General features: G+C 69.5%; 13 protein-coding genes. 7 read left to right on the top strand and 6 right to left on the bottom strand.

Annotated elements, in window-relative coordinates; translation table 11 throughout:
• Nucleotides 1–46: 46 nt before the first annotated feature.
• The 4 genes from AB0I41_RS18625 to AB0I41_RS18610 all read right to left on the bottom strand — a co-directional run bounded on the left by AB0I41_RS18625 (nt 47) and on the right by AB0I41_RS18610 (nt 5858).
• Nucleotides 47–1204 (bottom strand): glycosyl hydrolase, encoded by a 1158-nt coding sequence (locus AB0I41_RS18625; protein WP_357108743.1) that lies wholly within the window; start codon nt 1202–1204, stop codon nt 47–49.
• Nucleotides 1192–2766: a glycosyltransferase family 2 protein gene (locus AB0I41_RS18620; RefSeq protein ID WP_357108741.1), complete on the bottom strand. Its 1575-nt coding sequence runs from the start codon at nt 2764–2766 to the stop codon at nt 1192–1194. The genes AB0I41_RS18625 and AB0I41_RS18620 overlap by 13 nt, the downstream gene beginning before the upstream one ends.
• Before the next feature lie 473 nt (nt 2767–3239).
• The gene (locus AB0I41_RS18615) at nt 3240–4343 is read right to left on the bottom strand and encodes a glycosyltransferase family 39 protein (protein ID WP_357108739.1); all 1104 of its coding nucleotides are present in this window, start codon (nt 4341–4343) and stop codon (nt 3240–3242) included.
• A gap of 300 nt (nt 4344–4643) precedes the next feature.
• On the bottom strand, nt 4644–5858 hold the full coding sequence (locus AB0I41_RS18610) for a DUF418 domain-containing protein (protein ID WP_357108737.1): 1215 nt from the start codon (nt 5856–5858) through the stop codon (nt 4644–4646).
• Between the two features lie 113 nt (nt 5859–5971).
• Here AB0I41_RS18610 and AB0I41_RS18605 point away from each other — a divergent pair, with 113 nt between their 5' ends.
• From AB0I41_RS18605 to AB0I41_RS18590, 4 genes are all read left to right on the top strand, one after another.
• Nucleotides 5972–6730 (top strand): TetR/AcrR family transcriptional regulator, encoded by a 759-nt coding sequence (locus AB0I41_RS18605; protein WP_357108734.1) that lies wholly within the window; start codon nt 5972–5974, stop codon nt 6728–6730.
• Nucleotides 6731–7253: 523 nt separating this feature from the next.
• Nucleotides 7254–9920, top strand: a complete 2667-nt coding sequence (locus AB0I41_RS18600) for a glycosyl hydrolase (protein WP_357108731.1) — start codon at nt 7254–7256, stop codon at nt 9918–9920.
• A 302-nt stretch (nt 9921–10222) separates the two neighbouring features.
• Nucleotides 10223–12163 (top strand): S8 family serine peptidase, encoded by a 1941-nt coding sequence (locus AB0I41_RS18595; RefSeq protein ID WP_357108874.1) that lies wholly within the window; start codon nt 10223–10225, stop codon nt 12161–12163.
• A 52-nt stretch (nt 12164–12215) separates the two neighbouring features.
• Nucleotides 12216–12653, top strand: coding sequence for a zinc ribbon domain-containing protein (locus AB0I41_RS18590; RefSeq protein ID WP_357108729.1), 438 nt, complete (start codon nt 12216–12218; stop codon nt 12651–12653).
• A gap of 21 nt (nt 12654–12674) precedes the next feature.
• Here the strand turns inward: AB0I41_RS18590 and AB0I41_RS18585 are convergent, their stop codons facing one another.
• A complete protein-coding gene (locus AB0I41_RS18585) occupies nt 12675–13337 on the bottom strand; it encodes a response regulator transcription factor (RefSeq protein WP_357108871.1) in 663 nt (220 codons plus the stop codon).
• A gap of 35 nt (nt 13338–13372) precedes the next feature.
• The gene (locus AB0I41_RS18580; RefSeq protein WP_357108726.1) at nt 13373–14617 is read right to left on the bottom strand and encodes a sensor histidine kinase; all 1245 of its coding nucleotides are present in this window, start codon (nt 14615–14617) and stop codon (nt 13373–13375) included.
• A gap of 202 nt (nt 14618–14819) precedes the next feature.
• Here AB0I41_RS18580 and AB0I41_RS18575 point away from each other — a divergent pair, with 202 nt between their 5' ends.
• From AB0I41_RS18575 to AB0I41_RS18565, 3 genes are read left to right on the top strand one after another with little or no spacing between them, the layout of a single operon-like run.
• Entirely contained in the window at nt 14820–15248 is a 429-nt protein-coding gene (locus tag AB0I41_RS18575; RefSeq protein WP_357108723.1) for a DUF6220 domain-containing protein, read from the top strand.
• On the top strand, nt 15245–17245 hold the full coding sequence (locus AB0I41_RS18570; protein WP_357108720.1) for a multicopper oxidase family protein: 2001 nt from the start codon (nt 15245–15247) through the stop codon (nt 17243–17245). The genes AB0I41_RS18575 and AB0I41_RS18570 overlap by 4 nt, the downstream gene beginning before the upstream one ends.
• Nucleotides 17235–17585, top strand: coding sequence for a hypothetical protein (locus AB0I41_RS18565; protein WP_357108717.1), 351 nt, complete (start codon nt 17235–17237; stop codon nt 17583–17585). Before AB0I41_RS18570 ends, AB0I41_RS18565 begins: the two co-directional genes overlap by 11 nt.
• Nucleotides 17586–17631 lie beyond the last annotated feature (46 nt).

The raw sequence follows: 17631 nt of genomic DNA, 5'->3' as shown, positions 1-17631 counted from the left end.
CCAGTCGGGGTGGTCGGCGTCGGTCAGAGACTGCGGCAGGGCATGCCTACTTCTCGACCTCGGTACGCGGGAGCATGGCCGGCGACCAGCTGAAGTCGTACCGAGGGGCGGCGACCGCCTGGGCGAAGGCACTGGTCACGGCGGGAGAACTCACGATCCTCCAGTCCAGTTCCTTGTTCACCTCGAACCAGATCAGGCCGATGATGTCCTTGTGGCGGGGCAGCAGTTGGAACGTCTGTCTGATCCATTCGGCCTTGCGCCCGGCACCGTCGGAGGCGCCGGTCTCGGTGATGACCAACGGCCTGGGGGTGAAGGTGCGGATCTCCTTGATCGTCTGGTTGAAGATCGCGTCGAAGGACCGGTACGTCGAGAGTGCCCCGGTGCCGTAGTAACCCGAGAGTCCCACCCAGTCGACGTAGTCGTCGCCCGGGTAGAGCTTGGAGAGTTTCGGGGTCGAGTCGTCCCATTTGACGTTCGGACTCCACACCCAGATGACGTTGGTGGCCCCGGCCGCCGTGAAGAGGTCATGGACGTGGCGCCAGGCCTTGACGTAATCACCCGGCCGGTTGCCGTTGACCGTCTCGGACCACGGGTACCAGTCGCCGTTCATCTCGTGGGCGAACCGGATGGCGACCGGGTAGCCGAGCGACTTGATCCCCCTCGCCCAGGACAGCACGTAGCTGTCGAAGCTCCCGCGCGAGATGCTGGACAACCGGTAGCCGGGTTGGTTGGACCGCAATCTGTCGATCTTACGGGCGCTGAAGCCCTTCTTACGGGCTGCTATGTCCAGTTGGTAGTCCCATGGTTCCCACGCCAGCATCGGCAGCATGCCGCGGTCGCTGATCCGGTCGAAGAGTGTCCGGTCGAACGTGGCGGATGCCCATCCCGAGCTGAACAGCATCACCTGCGGCTGGCGCTTCGCGGCCGCCGTGAAGGTGTCCACGGTCCTGAAGTCGTACGGGCCCTCATTCGTCGTGACGCCGATGAACGTCTTTCCGGACGGCGGGAAGAGCACCGGGTCCGGTCGGGGCGACGGGGTTGGTCCGGCCGTCGCCGTCACGCTCGGTTCGGCCGTCGCAGCCCTGGTCGCCGCGGCATCCCTCGGCCCCCCGGACGTGGTCCTCGGCGCGATGACGAAGGCGTAGGTCAGCAGCAGCGCGGCGATCAACGCCATCGCGCCCCGCGGGAGGGTCAGCCTCGCCATGGCACACCCCGGTCGGTCGACACCCGCGACCTCGGCGGGCGGTGCTCCTCGATCGTGGCAGGAGCGGCGACGTCGGCGCTGTCGTCGCGCCGCCCGCCGCGGGCGGTCACGCCTGACGCGATCGCGATCAGCGGCGGGCCCAGGCCGGTCAGGAGGGTCAGGACCGGCCACGCCCGGAGCAGGGTCACGCTGTTGTCCAGCACGAAGCTCGCGCCGAGCAGGGCAGCGGCGAAGGCCGCCCACCCGAAGTGCAGCCGGAAGGTGGCGAGCGACTCCGTGGTGCGCAGCTTCCCCTTGGCCGTCACCACGAACGCGAGCTTGCGCCGCAGCAGCGCACCGACCGCGGCGGCCACGTAGACGGGACCGGTGAACAACGCCAGCGCCATGCCGACCAGGCCGATCTCCTCACGTTCGTGGGGAGCGATGTTGAAGCGGCGGAGCCAGAGCCACAGCGCGAACCAGGTGCCGATGGTCGAGCCCCACAGCGCCGACCACACGGTGGCGTCGAGTTGGGCCGTGCTCACACCGGTGAGCAGGTACATGGCCGTGGCGACGTTGCCCAGCAACAGGCTGACGGCCACGCTCGGGTAGTAGAACTGGAGCAGGCGGTACTGCCAGCGGCGTCGTGACCGCAGTTCGCGCGGCGCGCGCAGGTCGGGGCGTACCAGAATCTCGCAGATCCCGGCCGCCCACCGCTTCTGCTGGTTGAAGTAGTCCGCCCACGACGTCGGGCCTTCCCCGATGGCCACCACGTCCGGGGTGTAGACACCCTTCCACTGATTGCCTGTCTGCGGGTTGACGGCGGCGTGGACCCGGATGCTGGTGAGATGGTCCTCGATGATCGAGTCCTGGTAGCCGCCGACGCTCCGCCATGCCGCTGGTCGGTAGAGATGGCCGGTGCCGGTGAGCAGCGGCGCGTCCAGACCGTTTCCGCCACGCGCGATGAGCCCGTTGTAGAGGTACTGCTGGACCGACGCGCCGTGCGCGACCCAGTTCTGGTGCATGTTGCCGTAGACCTGGGGCGTCACCACGAAGGCGACATCCGGGTCGCGGAAGTAGCCGAGGGTCCGTTCGAGGAAGCCCGGCAACGGCACGTGGTCCGGGTCGACGTTGGCGACCACGTCGTAGCCGTGCTCGTGCTCCGCCCGCCAGGCGTTGTGATTGCCCGACTTCGTCCGGGCGCGAAACTCACCGCTCGGCTGGTTGTACTCCGGTCGGCCCCGACGGCTGAAGTGACGCACCCCGAGCCGCGCGGCCATCTCCTTCACCGCCGGGTCGTCACCCTCGTCGAGGATCCAGACGTCGACCTGGCCGCAGTACACGATCTGGGTCATCCTCCGCAGGGTTCGCTCGGCGACATCGATCGGCTCCTTGCTGGGCACGATCGTGGTGAGCAGGGCCACCCGCAGGCCGACCGGCGGATCGACCGGGACCGGATCCTTCGCGTTGAACGCGAACACCCAGATCACCACGTTCTGCGCGAGGCGGATCAGCTCCACGCCGACGACCACGCAGAAGCCGAGCCGGGCCGCCATCGTCTGCCAACTGCCGACCCCGATCACGCCCGGTCCGGGCACGTGGGCGGGAAGCAGCAGCCAGCCGATGAACAGCAGGCCGGCCGCACTGTTGACGAGAACGAAGAGCGTCAGGATCAGCCGTGACGCTGGCGAGACCGCAGGGCGGAACTCAACCGCCGCCTGCGGGTGCCGCGGCGCGACCAGGGGTCCGGCCGTGGTGCCGCATGCCGCGTACGCGCGGCGAGCTCTGACGTTTCGCTGACGACGATCGGAGGGCTGGCCGGACGAGGCCTGAACTGAGGAGACGACCGGAGCGCCGCCGCCCGACGTCCCCCTCCCACTGACGTGAGACAGGCGTGTATCGCCGGCGACGCCCACGTTGCCCCCAAGGAATGGAATCTGCCCGACACGAACTCGACCGCAGCTGATGCTATTCGGGCAATACGGTCAAAAGGTGCTGGTTGCGCAAATGACCCTGAGGTTCGGCCAGGGGGACCAGGCGGCGCCCACAACCGCCCTCATTCACCGGCCGAGCCGGCGTGCGCCCCCTGCGGTGCGTCGACGTGCGCCACGCGCGGGTCCACCTGTACCGACGCCCCGAGCAACGCGATCGACACCAGGACAGCCGCACACCATCGGGCGCGCGCCCGGGCAAGGGCGACCGCGCCGAGCGTCGCCCACGCCGGGAGCGTGAAGAGCAGAAACTGCGGCAGCCAGATCGGCGTCGCCTGCGCGACGAGCAGCAACACGAGCGGCGGTACCACCGCCCACGCGGTGTAGATGGCGGCGGAGCGCCGCAGCGGGAGGCTGAACAGCGCCAACACGAGCAGCACGACTCCCAGGGCGGTGACGCCGAACAGTTCCCGAGGGGTCGCGGCCAACACATCCAGGCTCGGAGCCGATCCCCGCGCGATCTGCGCGCCGGGCTGCTCCCCGAGCAGTACCAGCGCGGCGGCCGCGGGTAGCGCGCCGAGGAACGCGACGACCAACCATCGGCCGGCCACGCCGCGCCGAAAGGCGAACACGATCCAGCCGTGCCCGGCGAGCAACAGCAGCGCGGGACCGTGGCACAAGCCCAGAACCAGCACCGAGGCGCCGTAGACGGCGAAGCGCCCGAACGTCGGCCGATCGATGGCCAGCACGAGGAAGAGCGTGGCGAGCACGGCAGCGAGCACCGTCAGCGCGTACGGCTGGACCTCCTGCGCGTACCGCGTCGATGTCGGCAGCAGCGCGAAGATCACACCGGCCAGCAGGCCGACCCGCGGCGCGAACAGCCGGGCCGCCAGCACTCCGATGAAGGCCGCCGCAGCGGTGACGGCCACCATCGACGGCGCACGCGCCGCCAGGCCGGACGCGCCGAGCGCCTCCGTCCACCAGCGCATCAGCGCTGGAGCGACCATGCCCCAGGTCGCGGGTTCGTCCCTCGACAGGGCGGGCGCGCCGGCCCTGACAAGGCAGAGCGCGCCCATCAGCAGCGCCGGCACCAGCCACGCGGCGACCCGCCACCGGCGGGTGTCGGTTGCCGGGTCGGCGACGTTGCCGTGGTCTTCTCCCCAGGGGTCCTCGACGCTGACCTCCGTCGACGCCAGCCGGGGCAGGACTATGGTGTCCGCGTCCATCATGGTGTCTCACGCATTTCTGTCGGATCCGGCGGTCGAGGCCGCGCGAACCGACGCGCGGCCGGCGCCCTCAGGGCGTGCGGAGCGAGCAGCGCAAGCCCGCGCCGACGGGATGTCACCTGGAGCATAAGGACCAAACCCGGGCAGATGGCCTAGATGCGTCATAAGCACCGAAACGGTCGGCAAGTCATCGACCCCGCGATCCGGGACACCGATGCCGGCCGACCTGGTCAAGATCTACCGCCCAGCTCGGCTTGCGGCTGACCTACTACCGGAAACCCCGGCCATCCGGCCGGGCCGGTTTCACTCCGCGCCGACTACGCCGCGAGGCCCGTAGGTCAGGCGGCGCAGGGCGATCTCGGCGGGACCGACCTGCTTGCGCTTGTCGAGTAGGCGGGCGATCAGAACGGTCACCAGCCAGACGGCCAGCGCGATGATCAGGCCGGTCACCGTGGGGCTGCCGAAACGGTCGCCGAGGGCGAACGTGAAGGGCGCCAGGAGGACCAGCCAGGCCACCGACTGGAACAGGTATCCCGACAGGGAGCGCCGGCCCAGAGCCGAGAGCGCGCCGACGACGGGGCCGGGCCGGGTGACCCGCATGGCGATCAGGCCGAAGACGGCCACGTAACCCGGGCCGGCGAACATGCCGCTGCCGCCGTGGAGCATCAGCATCAGACTGGTGGCCGAATCGTCGACGTGCAGCCATCCGGCGCTGACCAGGGCCGCCGGGAGACCTCCGGCGACGGCGACGCCGAGTCCGAGGACGGCGGTCCACGTGAGCAGGGTCTTGTGGCGGGCCGGCTCTTCGAGCACGCGGCGGCGGGCGGCCCACATGCCCAGCCAGGCGATGATGATGAAGGGCAGGACGGTCAGCGTGTGCACAGGCCATTCGGCGAGGCGGTCCACCATGGACGCGAAGTACCCGGGCGCGGCGAGGGAGTCGACGTGGCCCGACGGCAGCGGGGCCGACCCGCCCGAACCTTCGAGGATGCCGCTCACCACGATGGCGCCAATGGCCAGGATCTCGACCGCCGACAGCGCCCAGAGCACCAGCACGATCCGGTGGAACTTGTCGCCACGGCGCAGCAGCACCAGGGTCATCACGATCCCGACGATCCCGTAGGCGCCGAGGAAGTCGCCGTAGTACAGCAAGGCGGCGTGCGCGAACCCGAAGACGACGAGCCAAAGATTGCGGCGCAACAGCACCGAGCGGACCTGCTTCGGCGTGGCGCCGGAGGCGTCCTGGCGGCGGGCGAGCTGGACGAGTCCGTAGCCGAACATCACGGCGAAGACCGGATATCCGCGGGCGTGGACGAGTTCGAAGAGCAGGAAGTTGAGGCCGCGGTCGGTGCCCTCTGGCGTGGCGTCGAGGCCGGGCTCGCCGGCGAAGACGACTCCGGCGACGTTGGCCAGCGCGATGATCAGCAGCATCGCTCCCCTGGCCAGGTCCGGCGCGAGGGTGCGTTCGGCGCGCCGCACCGGCCCTCTCGATGTCCGCGGTGTGGTGTCAATGCTCATGTTCGTCGCTCTCCCCGAGATCCACACTATAGTTTCAGAGAGAAAGTATCACAGATATACTAATGAGGGCTGGCATGATGGGGCCCAACTGTCCGGGGGCGAACGTGGGAGCCATGACCAGCGAGGACTTCGTTCCGGCGCAACTGCGCCGGCTGTGGGGAATATCAGAGCCCGCGCGTCTCGGGCGGCCCGCGGCCCTCGACGTCAACCTGGTCGTCGCCGCGGCGGTGGAGATCGCCGACCGCGACGGGCTCGGCGGCGTGACGCTTCCCAAGGTCGCCAAGAGCCTCGGCTTCACGAGCATGTCGCTCTACCGGCACGTCGGATCCAAGGACGAACTACTCACGCTCATGGCCGACTCCGCCCTGGGCCCGCCGCCGGACATGGACACCGCCGGCTGGCGCGAAGGGCTGCGCAGCTGGGCCTTCGCGCAGCGCGCGGTGTTCCAGCGTCGGCCATGGCTGACGCACGTGCCCACCTCCGGACCGCCCTCCGGACCGAACCAGATCGCCTGGATGGAGGCCGCGCTGGCGATCATGTCCCGCACCCGCCTCGACTGGGCGCACAAGGTCGGCGTCCTGTCACTGATCAGCGGCTACGTCGTCCAGTCTGTACGGCAGCACAGCGAACTCGCCGAGGGCAGGGCCGACGGCCAGGGGCAGGCCGATGCCGAGCGCGACTACGGCCGCGCGCTGGTCCGGCTCGTCGATCCTGAGCGCTTCCCCGAGACGGCCCGGCTGTTCTCCTCGGCGCTGTTCGAGGCGCCGCCGCCGGGCACCCCCGACGCGACGGTCGCCGACGCGGACTTCTCGCTCGGGCTGGAGCTGATCCTCGACGGCGTCACCGTCCGGATCGAGCCGGGTGACTCCTGAAGCGCGTCTCCGGCTCTTCTCGGCGTCCACCGCCACAATTCCCGGCCATGAACACCGAGAAAGCGATCAAGCTCCACCCCGACGCACGCCGAGATCAAGCGCGTCCGGCCGGCGGACACCGTACGTGGACTCGGGATCGGGTGACCGCAGGGCCTTGAGGAGATCTACTTCGTGAGGACGCCGAGCCCGCGGCAGGCAGAGTCCCCACGTGAGCAGGGCAGCCGGCCAAGCGAAACGCACGGTGGGCAGCTATCACCTTCGCGACCGATCGGCATCTTCCGTCGCGGCTGGTGGGTGTGGTTGACCCGCCCTTGTCACCCGGGTGCCGGCGCAATCAGCAACATGACCGAGGGGATGCGAGCCGAACGGACCAATGGGCTGGTCGTTCGGCTCCAGTTCGGATGCTGACCTCGGCCAAGGGTGCCACCAGCAGGCCTTCACGCGATCGGGATCGATGGCTAACGTCCAACGTGGACCCATGCTGATCACGGCGTGGGCCGAGCCCATCCGGGAAGGATCGGACATGATCATTGGGCAACGTCGGCGGGGTGGTGCGGGACGTGCCGCGGTCGCCGGGTTCGCGGCGCTGGTCACGGTGGCGGCGGGTGTCCCGGCGTACGCGGACGATCGGCCGGTCAAGCGACCGAAGCCGGTGGCCGGGGTGCACGCCGGTCAGGCGGGGATCAAGACCTTCGCCTCGCAGGAGGCAGCGGCGCGGACGGCACCGTACGGGTCGGTGGCGGCGGGCGAGTACAGCGACGCCCTGGCCGACCTGAAGGGCCTGCGTGGCACGGATTCGCGCTGGTACGAGGTGACCGACAAGGCGTACGACGCCGACGACCCGAACTACCGAGACCCGCAGTTCTCCAACTCCGGCGGCGGCGCGGGACTGGTGGCGGGCCGGGTCACCGGCCTGGCCGCCGGGAACGGCTGGACGTTCGCCGGTGGGGCCAACGGCGGCGTGTTCCGCAAGAAGCTCGGCGAGGGCGGGACGTGGCGGCCGATCTCCGACGGCATCCTCGCCCTGTCCACCGGTGACCTCGTCTACGACGAGAAGGCGGACACGCTGTGGTACGCGACGGGTGAGGCGAACACCGGCGCCACCAGCTACGCCGGCGCCGGGGTGTACCGGCTGCGGAAGGCCAGCACGGCGCGCGGCTTCTCGCAGGCCGATCGGGTCGGTGGGGACGAGCTGGAGTCGCGCAGCATCAACCAGTTGAAGTTCGACGGCGCCGGATGGGTGTACGCGGCGACCAGCCGGGGCCTGTGGCGGCACTCGACCGACCCGAGGCGGCACAGCGAACGCTGGCAGCTGGTATTTCTGCCCAACCCGGCCTCCGACACGGACGTCACCAGGCCGTACGACAACATCATCAACGACGTTCTCATCCAGCCCGGCACGGGCGGCAAGACCGTGCTGATCAACGCGGCGTGGCGTTCAGGTGCGGCCTACAACGGCTACTACCTGTCCACCCAGGGTGGCCAGCCGGGCAGCTTCACACGGGCCGCCCTGACCGGCGACATCAACAACGCCGATGTCGGCAACGCCGAGTTCGCCGCGTCGGTCGACGGCCGGCACCTCTACGCGGTGCAGTCGAGCCCGGCCGGGCTCGCCGCCGGCGCGAGCGCGCTGTCCGGTGTCTACCACTCCACCAACGGTGTGCTCGGTCCGTGGACCCGCATCGCGGACCCGGTCAAGCTCGAGAACTCGGGATCGGCGATCGGCGCCGACATGGGTTACCCGCCGGGTGTGCAGGCCTGGTACAACAACTTCGTCGAGGTCGACCCGACCAACCCCCGGCACGTCTACGTCGGGCTGGAGGAGGTCTACGAGACCGAGGACGCCGGCGCGACGTGGAAGACGATCGGCCCGTACTGGAACTTCGGATTCCCCTGCTTCGACCCGTCGATCCCGTCGGGCGGCTGCCCGTCGACCACCCACGCCGACCAGCACTCCATCGCCGTCTCCGGCGGCACCGTCCTGATCGGCAACGACGGTGGTGTCTACTCCCGCCCGCTCGCGCCGGCGGCCAGCAAAGAGGACGCGGACGGCCACGCCACCGACTGGACGAACCACAACGCGACGCTGCGTACCCTGCAGTACTACTCCGTCGGCACCGGGCGTGACCCCAACGGCCGTGGCTGGGCAGTCGCAGGCGGTCTGCAGGACAACGGCGGGTCGCTGCTGCGCGGCGGGGCGCGGAAGATGGTCAGCCCGTTCGGCGGCGACGGTGGTGACATCATCGTCAACCCGCGCAACGGCTGCCAGATCCTCGACGAGTACGTCTTCCTCGCGCTGTGGCTGACCACCAACTGCGGGCAGAGCAACGGGTCCACCAGCGCCATCTTCGACGTCACCGTGCCGGACATCAACGCCCGCTTCACCGCGCCGTTCCGCGCCATCCGCGGCTCGAAGAACGTCCGCGACGGGGCGAGCGAGCGGTGGGTGGCCGGCGGCAACTCCTTCTGGCGGCACGACCTGGCCTTCGCGTACACCCCGGCGGAAGCCGCCGCTGACGACGCGAACGGCTGGCAGCAGCTGTACGCGCTCGACAGCACCGGCGCCCGGCTCATCGTCGGCATGGACGCCGTGGCCGACGCCGCCGCCCCGGCGGACCCGGCCAAGGACACCTACCTCGCGGCCTGGTGCGGCCAGGCCAACTGCAACAGCGCGGGCTTCAACCGGGGCGTGGCCACCAACTGGGGCGGCAGCTGGACGGAACTCGACATGACCAGCCTGCCCAACCGCTACCCCAACGCGGTGACCTTCGACCCGAACGACCCGACCAACTCCACCATCTACCTCGTGTTCAACGGGTTCAACCGGCGCTTCATCGAAGGGCCGGGTGCCGGCGTCAAGCACGTCTACCGGGGCAACCTGACCAAGACCGCCACCGGGGTCTCGGTCGCCTGGACGGACCTGTCCGTCGGGTTCCCGGACGTACCCGCGACGGACGTGGTGGTGGTCGGCGACAAGCTCGTCGTCAGCACGGACCTCGGGGTCCTGGTCGCCGACCGGCGCGCCATGCCCGACCGCATCACCTGGCGGCGCGTCGGCGCCAACTCCGGCGCCTCCGGGGACGCCCTGCCGCTGACCGCCGTGTTCGACCTGCACGTCAGCGGCGACGGCAACCTCTATGCCGCAACCCATGGGCGCGGCATCTGGAAGACCCCGCTGAAGTCGCTGTAACGAAGGCATGCGACAGGCCCGCCCGAGCAGTCGGGCGGGCCTGTCGCCGCCCGACGGCCGCGACAACGCGCGGAGTAGGACACGTCCAGGCCCCCCGTAGATGGCGCTGCCTATTCTCCTTTCATCGACGTAGCCATATTCTCTCCTCGATCGACCCACGTCACCGTTCCGGTGGCCAGCGCCCGACCGGGCCGGCGTCGATCTGAGGAAGGATGAGGATGAGTCTCCCGAACAGCCGGGGCCGACGCGGCAGGATCGCCGCGCTCGCCATCGCCTCGGTGGCGGCCACCGCCGCCGCTCTCATGGGCACCGCCGCGGCTCAGGCCGCGCCCGCCACCGGCACTGTCCGGCCGGCCGGTGCCGCCGGCGTCGTCGCCGACAGCTACATCGTCGTACTCAACGACACCGCGACCCTGCGTGGCCGGGGCGTGGCGGTCACCGCCGCCGACCTCACCGCGCGGTACGGCGGCACCGTGGGGCACACCTACCAGCACGCCCTGCGCGGCTTCGAGGTGGCGATGCCCCGCGCCGCCGCCGAGCGCCTCGCCGCGAACCCGGCCGTGGCGTACGTGCAGCAGAACGGCATCCACACCATCAACGGTACGCAGAGCCCGACCCCGTCGTGGGGTCTGGACCGCGTCGACCAGCGCAACCTGCCGCTGAACAACTCGTACACCTACCCGGTCACGGGCAGCGGGGTGAAGGCGTACATCATCGACACCGGTATCAACTTCGCCCACAACGACTTCGGCGGGCGCGCGGTGACCGGGTACGACGCCGTCGACGGCGGCAGCGCCGACGACTGCAACGGGCACGGTACGCACGTGGCCGGCACGGTCGGTGGCTCGTCGTACGGCGTGGCCAAGGGCGTGCAGCTGGTCGGCGTCCGGGTGCTGAACTGCTCCGGCAGCGGCACCACCGCTCAGGTCGTCGGCGGCATCGACTGGGTCACCGGCAACCACTCCGCCGGCCAGCCGGCCGTGGCGAACATGAGCCTCGGCGGCGGGGCGGACACCGCGATCGACAACGCGGTGACCAACTCGATCAACGACGGCGTCACCTACGCCATCGCCGCCGGTAACGAGAACACCAACGCCTGCAACTCCTCGCCGGCCCGGGTCGCCGCCGCGATCACGGTGGGTGCCACCCAGAACAACGACGCCCGCGCGTCGTACTCGAACTACGGCTCCTGCCTGGACATCTTCGCGCCCGGCACGAACATCACCTCGGCCTGGTACAGCAGCAACACCGCCACCAACACCATCAGCGGTACGTCGATGGCGACCCCGCACGTGGCCGGTGTCGCCGCGCTGGTGCTGGCCCAGAACACCTCCTACACCCCGCAGCAGGTGCGCGACTACCTGGTCAACAACGCCACCAGCAACGTGGTGACCAGCCCGGGCACCGGCTCGCCGAACAAGCTGCTGTACGTCGTCAACGGCACGCAGACGAACGACTTCTCCGTCTCGGTCTCCCCGACCTCCGGCTCGACCACGCCGGGTGGCTCGGTCACCGCGACGGTGAGCACCACGACCACCTCCGGTAGCCCGCAGACGGTGAACCTCTCGGCCAGCGGCCTGCCCAGCGGCGCGAGCGCGTCGTTCAGCCCGTCGTCGGTGACCTCCGGCAACTCGTCCACCATGACGATCACCACGTCCGGGTCCACGCCGGCGGGTACCTACACCGTCACCGTCACCGGTACCGGCTCGGTGACCCGTACCACGACGTACACCCTGACCGTCGGCTCCGGCGGCGGATGCAGCAGCCCCGGCCAGAAGATCACCAACCCGGGCTTCGAGTCCGGCACCACCGGCTGGACCTCGACCTCCGGGGTGATCGGCCAGCACGGCTCCAGCGGCCAGCCGACGCACGGTGGCACCTGGAACGCCTGGCTGGACGGGTACGGCACCAGCCACACCGACTACGTGTACCAGAACGTGACGCTGCCCTCCGGCTGCAGCAGCTACACGTTCAGCTTCTGGCTGCACGTCGACAGTGCCGAGACCACCACGAGCACCGCCTACGACACGCTCAAGGTGGAGGTGCTCAACTCGACCGGTTCGACCGTGCTGGGGACCCTGGCCACCTACTCGAACCTGAACAAGGCGACGGGGTACAGCCAGAAGTCGTTCAGTCTGGCCGCGTACGCCGGGCAGACGGTCCGGCTGCGCTGGTACGGCGTGGAGGACTCCTCACTGCAGACCTCGTTCGTCATCGATGACACCGCGCTCAACGTGTCCTGATCCACGCTGAGTCACCGGCGCCCCGCCCGGTCCGAAACCAGTTTCGGACCGGGTGGGGCGCGGCTCTTGCGGCAGTGGACAAACTCATCACCGCCATGGCCGATGCCCAGTCCCTGGATCATCCACCTGCTCCAGCCACGGCTGGACGCTGGGGCGCTGGGGTCTGTTCGAGGTAGCCCTGGCCAGCCGTGCACGTACCACCGGCACGCAAATCGTGAAGGTGCCTGCTGCGTTCACCTCCCAGCGGTGCAGCCGCTGCGGGAACACCGACCGGAACAACCGCGAAAGCCAAGCGATGTTCCGGTGCGGGTCCTGCGGATACCAGGCCAACGCGGACGTGAACGCGGCCATCAACGTCAGGGACGCCACCGAGGCGGTGCCCCCACTCACCGGGCGGGCAGTCCGGGACAGGAGCCGAAACGCGTCCTGTCGACCACCCACCCAGCGTCGCAGGCAACCGACGCCGGAAACGGGAATCTCCTGCCCATAGGCGGGGGAGGATGTCAAGCATTCATGCCTTGTTGGGGCTGACCAGTCCTGTCTGGTAAGCGATGACAACCAGTTGCGCGCGGTCGCGCGCACCCAGTTTCGCCATCGAGTGGCTGACATGGGTGCGCGCGGTGGCCGGGCTGAGAAACAACTCGGCACCGATCTCGTTGTTGCTCAGTCCCTGTCCCACCAGGGCCAGCACTTCGCGCTCGCGCTGGGTCAGCACCGCGAGCCGGTCCTCCGCGGCCTGGGTAGCTGTTCGTTGCGCGGTGAACTGGCCGATGAGGCGTCGGGTGATCCGCGGCGCGAGCAGCGCGTCTCCGGCGGCGATCACCCGGATGGCGTGCAGGAGTTCGGCCGGTCCGGCGTCCTTGAGCAGGAAGCCGCTGGCGCCGGCTTGTAGTGCCTCGAAGACGTATTCGTCGGTGTCGTAGGTGGTGAGGATGAGGACTCGGACCTGCTCCAACCCGTGCGTCCCGGTGATCTGGGTGGTGGCGTGAATCCCGTCCAGCTTTGGCATGCGGATGTCCATGAGGACGACGTCGGGGCGGGTGGCGCGGGCCCGCTCGACGGCTTCGGCGCCGTTGGTGGCTTCTCCTACCACCAGGATGTCGTCCTCGACGTCGAGCAGGACCTTGAAGCCGGATCGCACGAGACCCTCATCGTCGGCGAGCAGCACTTTGATCGGAGCGTTGGTTGACGGTGACGCGGCCGTTGCGTTCACAGGCGCGACCCGGTCGGCGCGAGGGGCAGCCGGGCCATGACTTCGAACCCTCCGCCCGGAGTCGGCTTGGCGTCGAGTTCTCCGCCCAGCAGTTGGCAGCGCTCGCGCATGCCGAGGATCCCGCGGCCAGGCCTGGCCGAGCTGCCGGTGCCGGTCGGATGCTGGGCCGGTAGGTGCGGGTAGGCGGGGTCATCACCAGGGGCGGCACGGCGGCCCTCATCGGTCACCCGGATCTCCAAGACGTCGATCCCCGGGTTCAGCGCTACCGTCACCCGGGTCGGGCCGACATGACGTATCACGTTGGTGATCGATTCCTGCAGGATTCGGTAGGCAGCACTCCCCACCGCGCTCGGCAACGGCGCCGCGGGCGAGCTCTGCTCGAGTTTGATGTCGAGTCCGGCATCGCGTGCCTTGGCGGTGAGCTCGTCGATCTGCTCAAGCCCGGGGTACGGCACGCGCCCGTTGTTGTCGTCACGGAGCACCCCGAGGATGGCTCGCATCTCTCGCAGCGCCCGGGAACTGGTCTGCTCGATGGTTTTCAGCGCCTCGCGTGCCACTTCCGGCCTCTTGTCGAGCACGTGCGCGGTGACACCGGACTGGACGTTGATGATCGCTATGGCGTGAGCAACGGTGTCGTGGACCTCGCGCGCGATCCGGAGCCGTTCGGCGTCGACCCGCGCCCGCGCTTCCTCCTCGCGAGTGCGTTCAGCCAGCTCAGCGCGCTCCTGAGCTTCGGCTGCGATGACCCGTCGAGACCGGACGGACTCGCCGAGGGCTGCGCTCATGACCGACGCTCCGATCCGGAAGAACACCCAGCCGATGGCGGCGCGCGGCTCGATGTCGGCTGCGGCGACCAGCCACCCGACGGAGAGCACCGTGGTACCCACACCAGCTACCACCAGCGATCGGCGCCCGTCACCGTACGCGGTGAGGGTGTAGAGGGCGACGAAGAGCCCGAGCCAGCCGGGCCCGTCCGGGAAGTCGAGACCGTAATACACCAGGCTGGCGAGCGCGGTGGTGACAAACACCGGAACCGGCCACCGGCGGCGGACGGCCAGGACCAGGCCACTCACCATCAACAGCGCGTATCCGAGGTTTCCGAAGTCGGTGAGCGGGCGCGGTGCCCCCTCGATGGCAACCTTGGCGACCGTGCCCTGCACCTGCATCACGGTGACGAAGAGCGCGAGCGCCACGTCTTGCGCCACCCTTTGCACGGGAAACGACACGGCACGTGGTTGCATGCCGTGATCCTACTGTTCTCGCCCACGGACAACGCTCGGCAGAGATGCGCGACCTGCTACGCCGACGGGCGTAGTGAGATACGAGGCCGGCTACGCCCAATTGCGTAGACGCTGCCATCCCCTGTCAGAGGCCACGGCAGCCTCCCCGGCGCGATGATCACCGCCATGAGCGATCACCGTCACCCACTTCGAGGAGCGCGCCATGCGTAGATTCTTCGCCGGCCTCGCGGCCCTGCTGATGCTGGCCGTCGTCACGCAGTTCTTCCTGGCTGCCAGCGGTGCTTTCGACACGGCACCTAACGATGAGTCCTTCCAGCCGCACCGCGCGCTGGGCGGCGGAATCGTCCTGATCGCGGTCCTGGTGACCGTCGTCGCCGCGATAGCTCGGATGCCCGGGCGGCTCATCGGGCTGAGCGGCCTGGTCGCCGGGCTCGCGGTTGTCCAGTTCGTGATCAAGGGGATCGCCACGGCGCTCGACGGCACCGCCGGCGGGCTCGTCTTCGGCCTGCACGCGGTCAACGGTCTCGCCATCGTGGCAGTGACCGGGATGATCATCGGTCAGGCCAGGCAGCTGTCCAGGCCGGCCGCGCAGCTGTCCAGGCCGGCCACGCCCGCGCGACAGGCGCCATGACCACCGGGCTGTGGATCATTCTGGACCACGTCGTCGCGCTGCTGAGCATCGCCGCATGGTTCGCGGCCGGCGTCACACTGGCGCTGCGGCGTATCCGGCTGGCGCCTGCCGTCCTCGTCGCCGCGGTGCTCGTGACGCTTGTCCGGGTGGGCACGGTGGCGATGCTGGCCGGCCGGGGATGGTGGTTCGTACAGGAGAAGGTGCTGCTGGGGCTGCCGATGCTAGGGGCTGCCGGGGCCGTCGCCGTGCTGCTCGCCGGCCCGCAACTGCTCGCGGTAAGACGGGGGCGAGCAGCTGGAGGGTCGGCACGTGGCGTGGTCTCGGTGTTCACCGCGGGTTACTCGGCGCTGGCCGGTCTTGTGGTGACCTTCCTGGTCGGATACCCGCTCACCTTGAGCGCGGCCTTGATCACGATCTCGCTCGTGTGCGCCGGCGCGTTGCTGACCGCGCGCGTGATCGCGCCTCCCGCCGAGAACACCGCTGATGCGGGCGTCGCGCAGGCGCCGGAGGGCCGACGCGCGATCTCGCGCCGCCGGTTCCTCGGCTGGACCGGTGGCGCGGTCGCGGTTACCGCGGCCGGTGCCGGCACCGGGCTGTCGTTCCTCCCCGCCGAATCGGTGACCAGGGGAGGCGGCCCCGGGCGCTCGTCCCGAACGGCCGTGTCGGTGGCCGACCTACGGGGCTCCGGCTCACCGGCACCGGGTGGCATCGTGCGGCGGCAGGTGCTCACCGCGAAGAAGGCCACCGTACGGCTCCCGTCCGGGCGAGAGATCGACGCGTGGACCTACGACGGCGAGGTCCCCGGTCCGGCGATCACCGCGACCCAGGGTGACCTGGTCGAGGTGCGGCTGCGCAACGCCGACATCGAGGACGGGTTGACCCTGCACTGGCACGGCTACGACGTACCGTGCGGTGAGGACGGCGCGCCGGGTGTGACCCAGCTGGCGGTGGCACCCGGTGAGGAGTTCGTCTACCGGTTCCGCGCCGACCAGGTCGGCACCTACTGGTACCACACCCATCACGCGTCCCACATCGGCGTACGCAAGGGGCTGTACGGAACCCTCGTCGTGGAACCGCGCGACGGACAGCGAGCCGACGAGCCCTCCGCGGCGGAGCGGGTGGACCTGACCCTGCCCGTGCACACCTTCGACGGCGTCGTCCTGATCGCCGGCAGGGACGACCGGACCGAACACCCCGCACCACCCGGTGCACCCGTGCGGCTGCGATTGATCAACACCGACTCGGATCCGCACCGGATCGTCCTCGCCGGTACCCCGTTCCGGATCTCGGCCGTCGACGGCCGAGACCTCAACCAGCCGGGCGAGGTCAGTGACGTCGGCCTGCGCCTGCCGGCCGGCGGGCGATTCGACCTGGTGTTCGTCATGCCGGACACCGTCGTGGCACTCGTTGTCGACGACGATCTCGTCGGCGGGCTGCGCCTGCGCCCGCCTGGCGATACCTCCGGTGCGGCGCGCATCGAGGACACGTCCGACTTGCCGGAGCTCGACCTGCTGCGGTACGGAGCTCCGGCCGCCGTACCCTTCGATCCCCGCAAGGCTGACCGGCACTTCACCATGGTCCTCGACCGCGGAGTGGCCATGGTCGACGGCCGACCGGCGTATGCGCACACCGTCAACGGCCGAGGCCACCCCTCCATTCCCGACCAGCTCGTCACCGAAGGCGACATCGTCCGGTTCACCGTCGTCAACCGAAGCCTGGAAACGCACCCCTGGCATCTGCACGGCCATCCCGTGCTGATCCTGTCCAGGGACGGAACGCCGTCGACGGGCAGCCCGCTGTGGGTGGACACATTCGACGTCCGGCCCGGCGAGACATGGAAGGTCGCATTCCGCGCTACGAATCCCGGCATCTGGATGAACCATTGCCACAACCTGCCCCACGCCCACCAGGGCGGCATGATGCTGCGACTCCGCTACGACGGCGTCACGACGCCATTCGGCGGCTCGCACGGCGGAAGCCCGGGCCATGGCCACTGATCCAGCTCGCGCCGCTCGTCAGCCCGCTGGGTACGCGGACGATCTCAAGTCGAAACTCCTTGCCCTGGTCCACCGGCACAGCCGGGCCATCATCGACGCCGAACTGCATCGGCTGGCCCGTCGAGCCCCGTCCCTCTCCCCTGCCGACTTGGACGTCATCAACACGGTGCTGGAAGAGCTCGCCGAGTCGGCGATTCTCGCCCCGCTGCGAAACGCACCATGGGAAACAGCGCTTCCGCTGACGCGCATTTTCGGCGTCGGAATGAACACCGATGACATGAGAACGGAAATGGCTGGTTCACGGCGAGTGGGCGTCCTGGATGTCCCGCGACCTTCTTGATCCCTAGCTTCGTACGCAGGCGACGGATCAAGGCGTTTGATTGCAT

Source organism: Micromonospora sp. NPDC050200 (assembly GCF_040656135.1).
GTDB lineage: Bacteria > Actinomycetota > Actinomycetes > Mycobacteriales > Micromonosporaceae > Micromonospora.
Note: the sequence above shows the minus strand (reverse complement) of the source record. Positions and strands in the feature narration are given on the sequence as shown.

Bases quoted from the DNA above. Each gene is read 5' to 3' on its own strand.
- AB0I41_RS18625 (WP_357108743.1), bottom strand. From the start codon at position 1,204: ATGGCGAGGCTGACCCTCCCGCGGGGCGCGATGGCGTTGATCGCCGCG.
- AB0I41_RS18600 (WP_357108731.1), top strand. From the start codon at position 7,254: ATGATCATTGGGCAACGTCGGCGGGGTGGTGCGGGACGTGCCGCGGTC.
- AB0I41_RS18615 (WP_357108739.1), bottom strand. From the start codon at position 4,343: ATGATGGACGCGGACACCATAGTCCTGCCCCGGCTGGCGTCGACGGAG.
- AB0I41_RS18565 (WP_357108717.1), top strand. From the start codon at position 17,235: ATGGCCACTGATCCAGCTCGCGCCGCTCGTCAGCCCGCTGGGTACGCG.
- AB0I41_RS18610 (WP_357108737.1), bottom strand. From the start codon at position 5,858: ATGAGCATTGACACCACACCGCGGACATCGAGAGGGCCGGTGCGGCGC.
- AB0I41_RS18595 (WP_357108874.1), top strand. From the start codon at position 10,223: ATGGGCACCGCCGCGGCTCAGGCCGCGCCCGCCACCGGCACTGTCCGG.
- AB0I41_RS18570 (WP_357108720.1), top strand. From the start codon at position 15,245: ATGACCACCGGGCTGTGGATCATTCTGGACCACGTCGTCGCGCTGCTG.
- AB0I41_RS18605 (WP_357108734.1), top strand. From the start codon at position 5,972: ATGACCAGCGAGGACTTCGTTCCGGCGCAACTGCGCCGGCTGTGGGGA.
- AB0I41_RS18575 (WP_357108723.1), top strand. From the start codon at position 14,820: ATGCGTAGATTCTTCGCCGGCCTCGCGGCCCTGCTGATGCTGGCCGTC.
- AB0I41_RS18580 (WP_357108726.1), bottom strand. From the start codon at position 14,617: ATGCAACCACGTGCCGTGTCGTTTCCCGTGCAAAGGGTGGCGCAAGAC.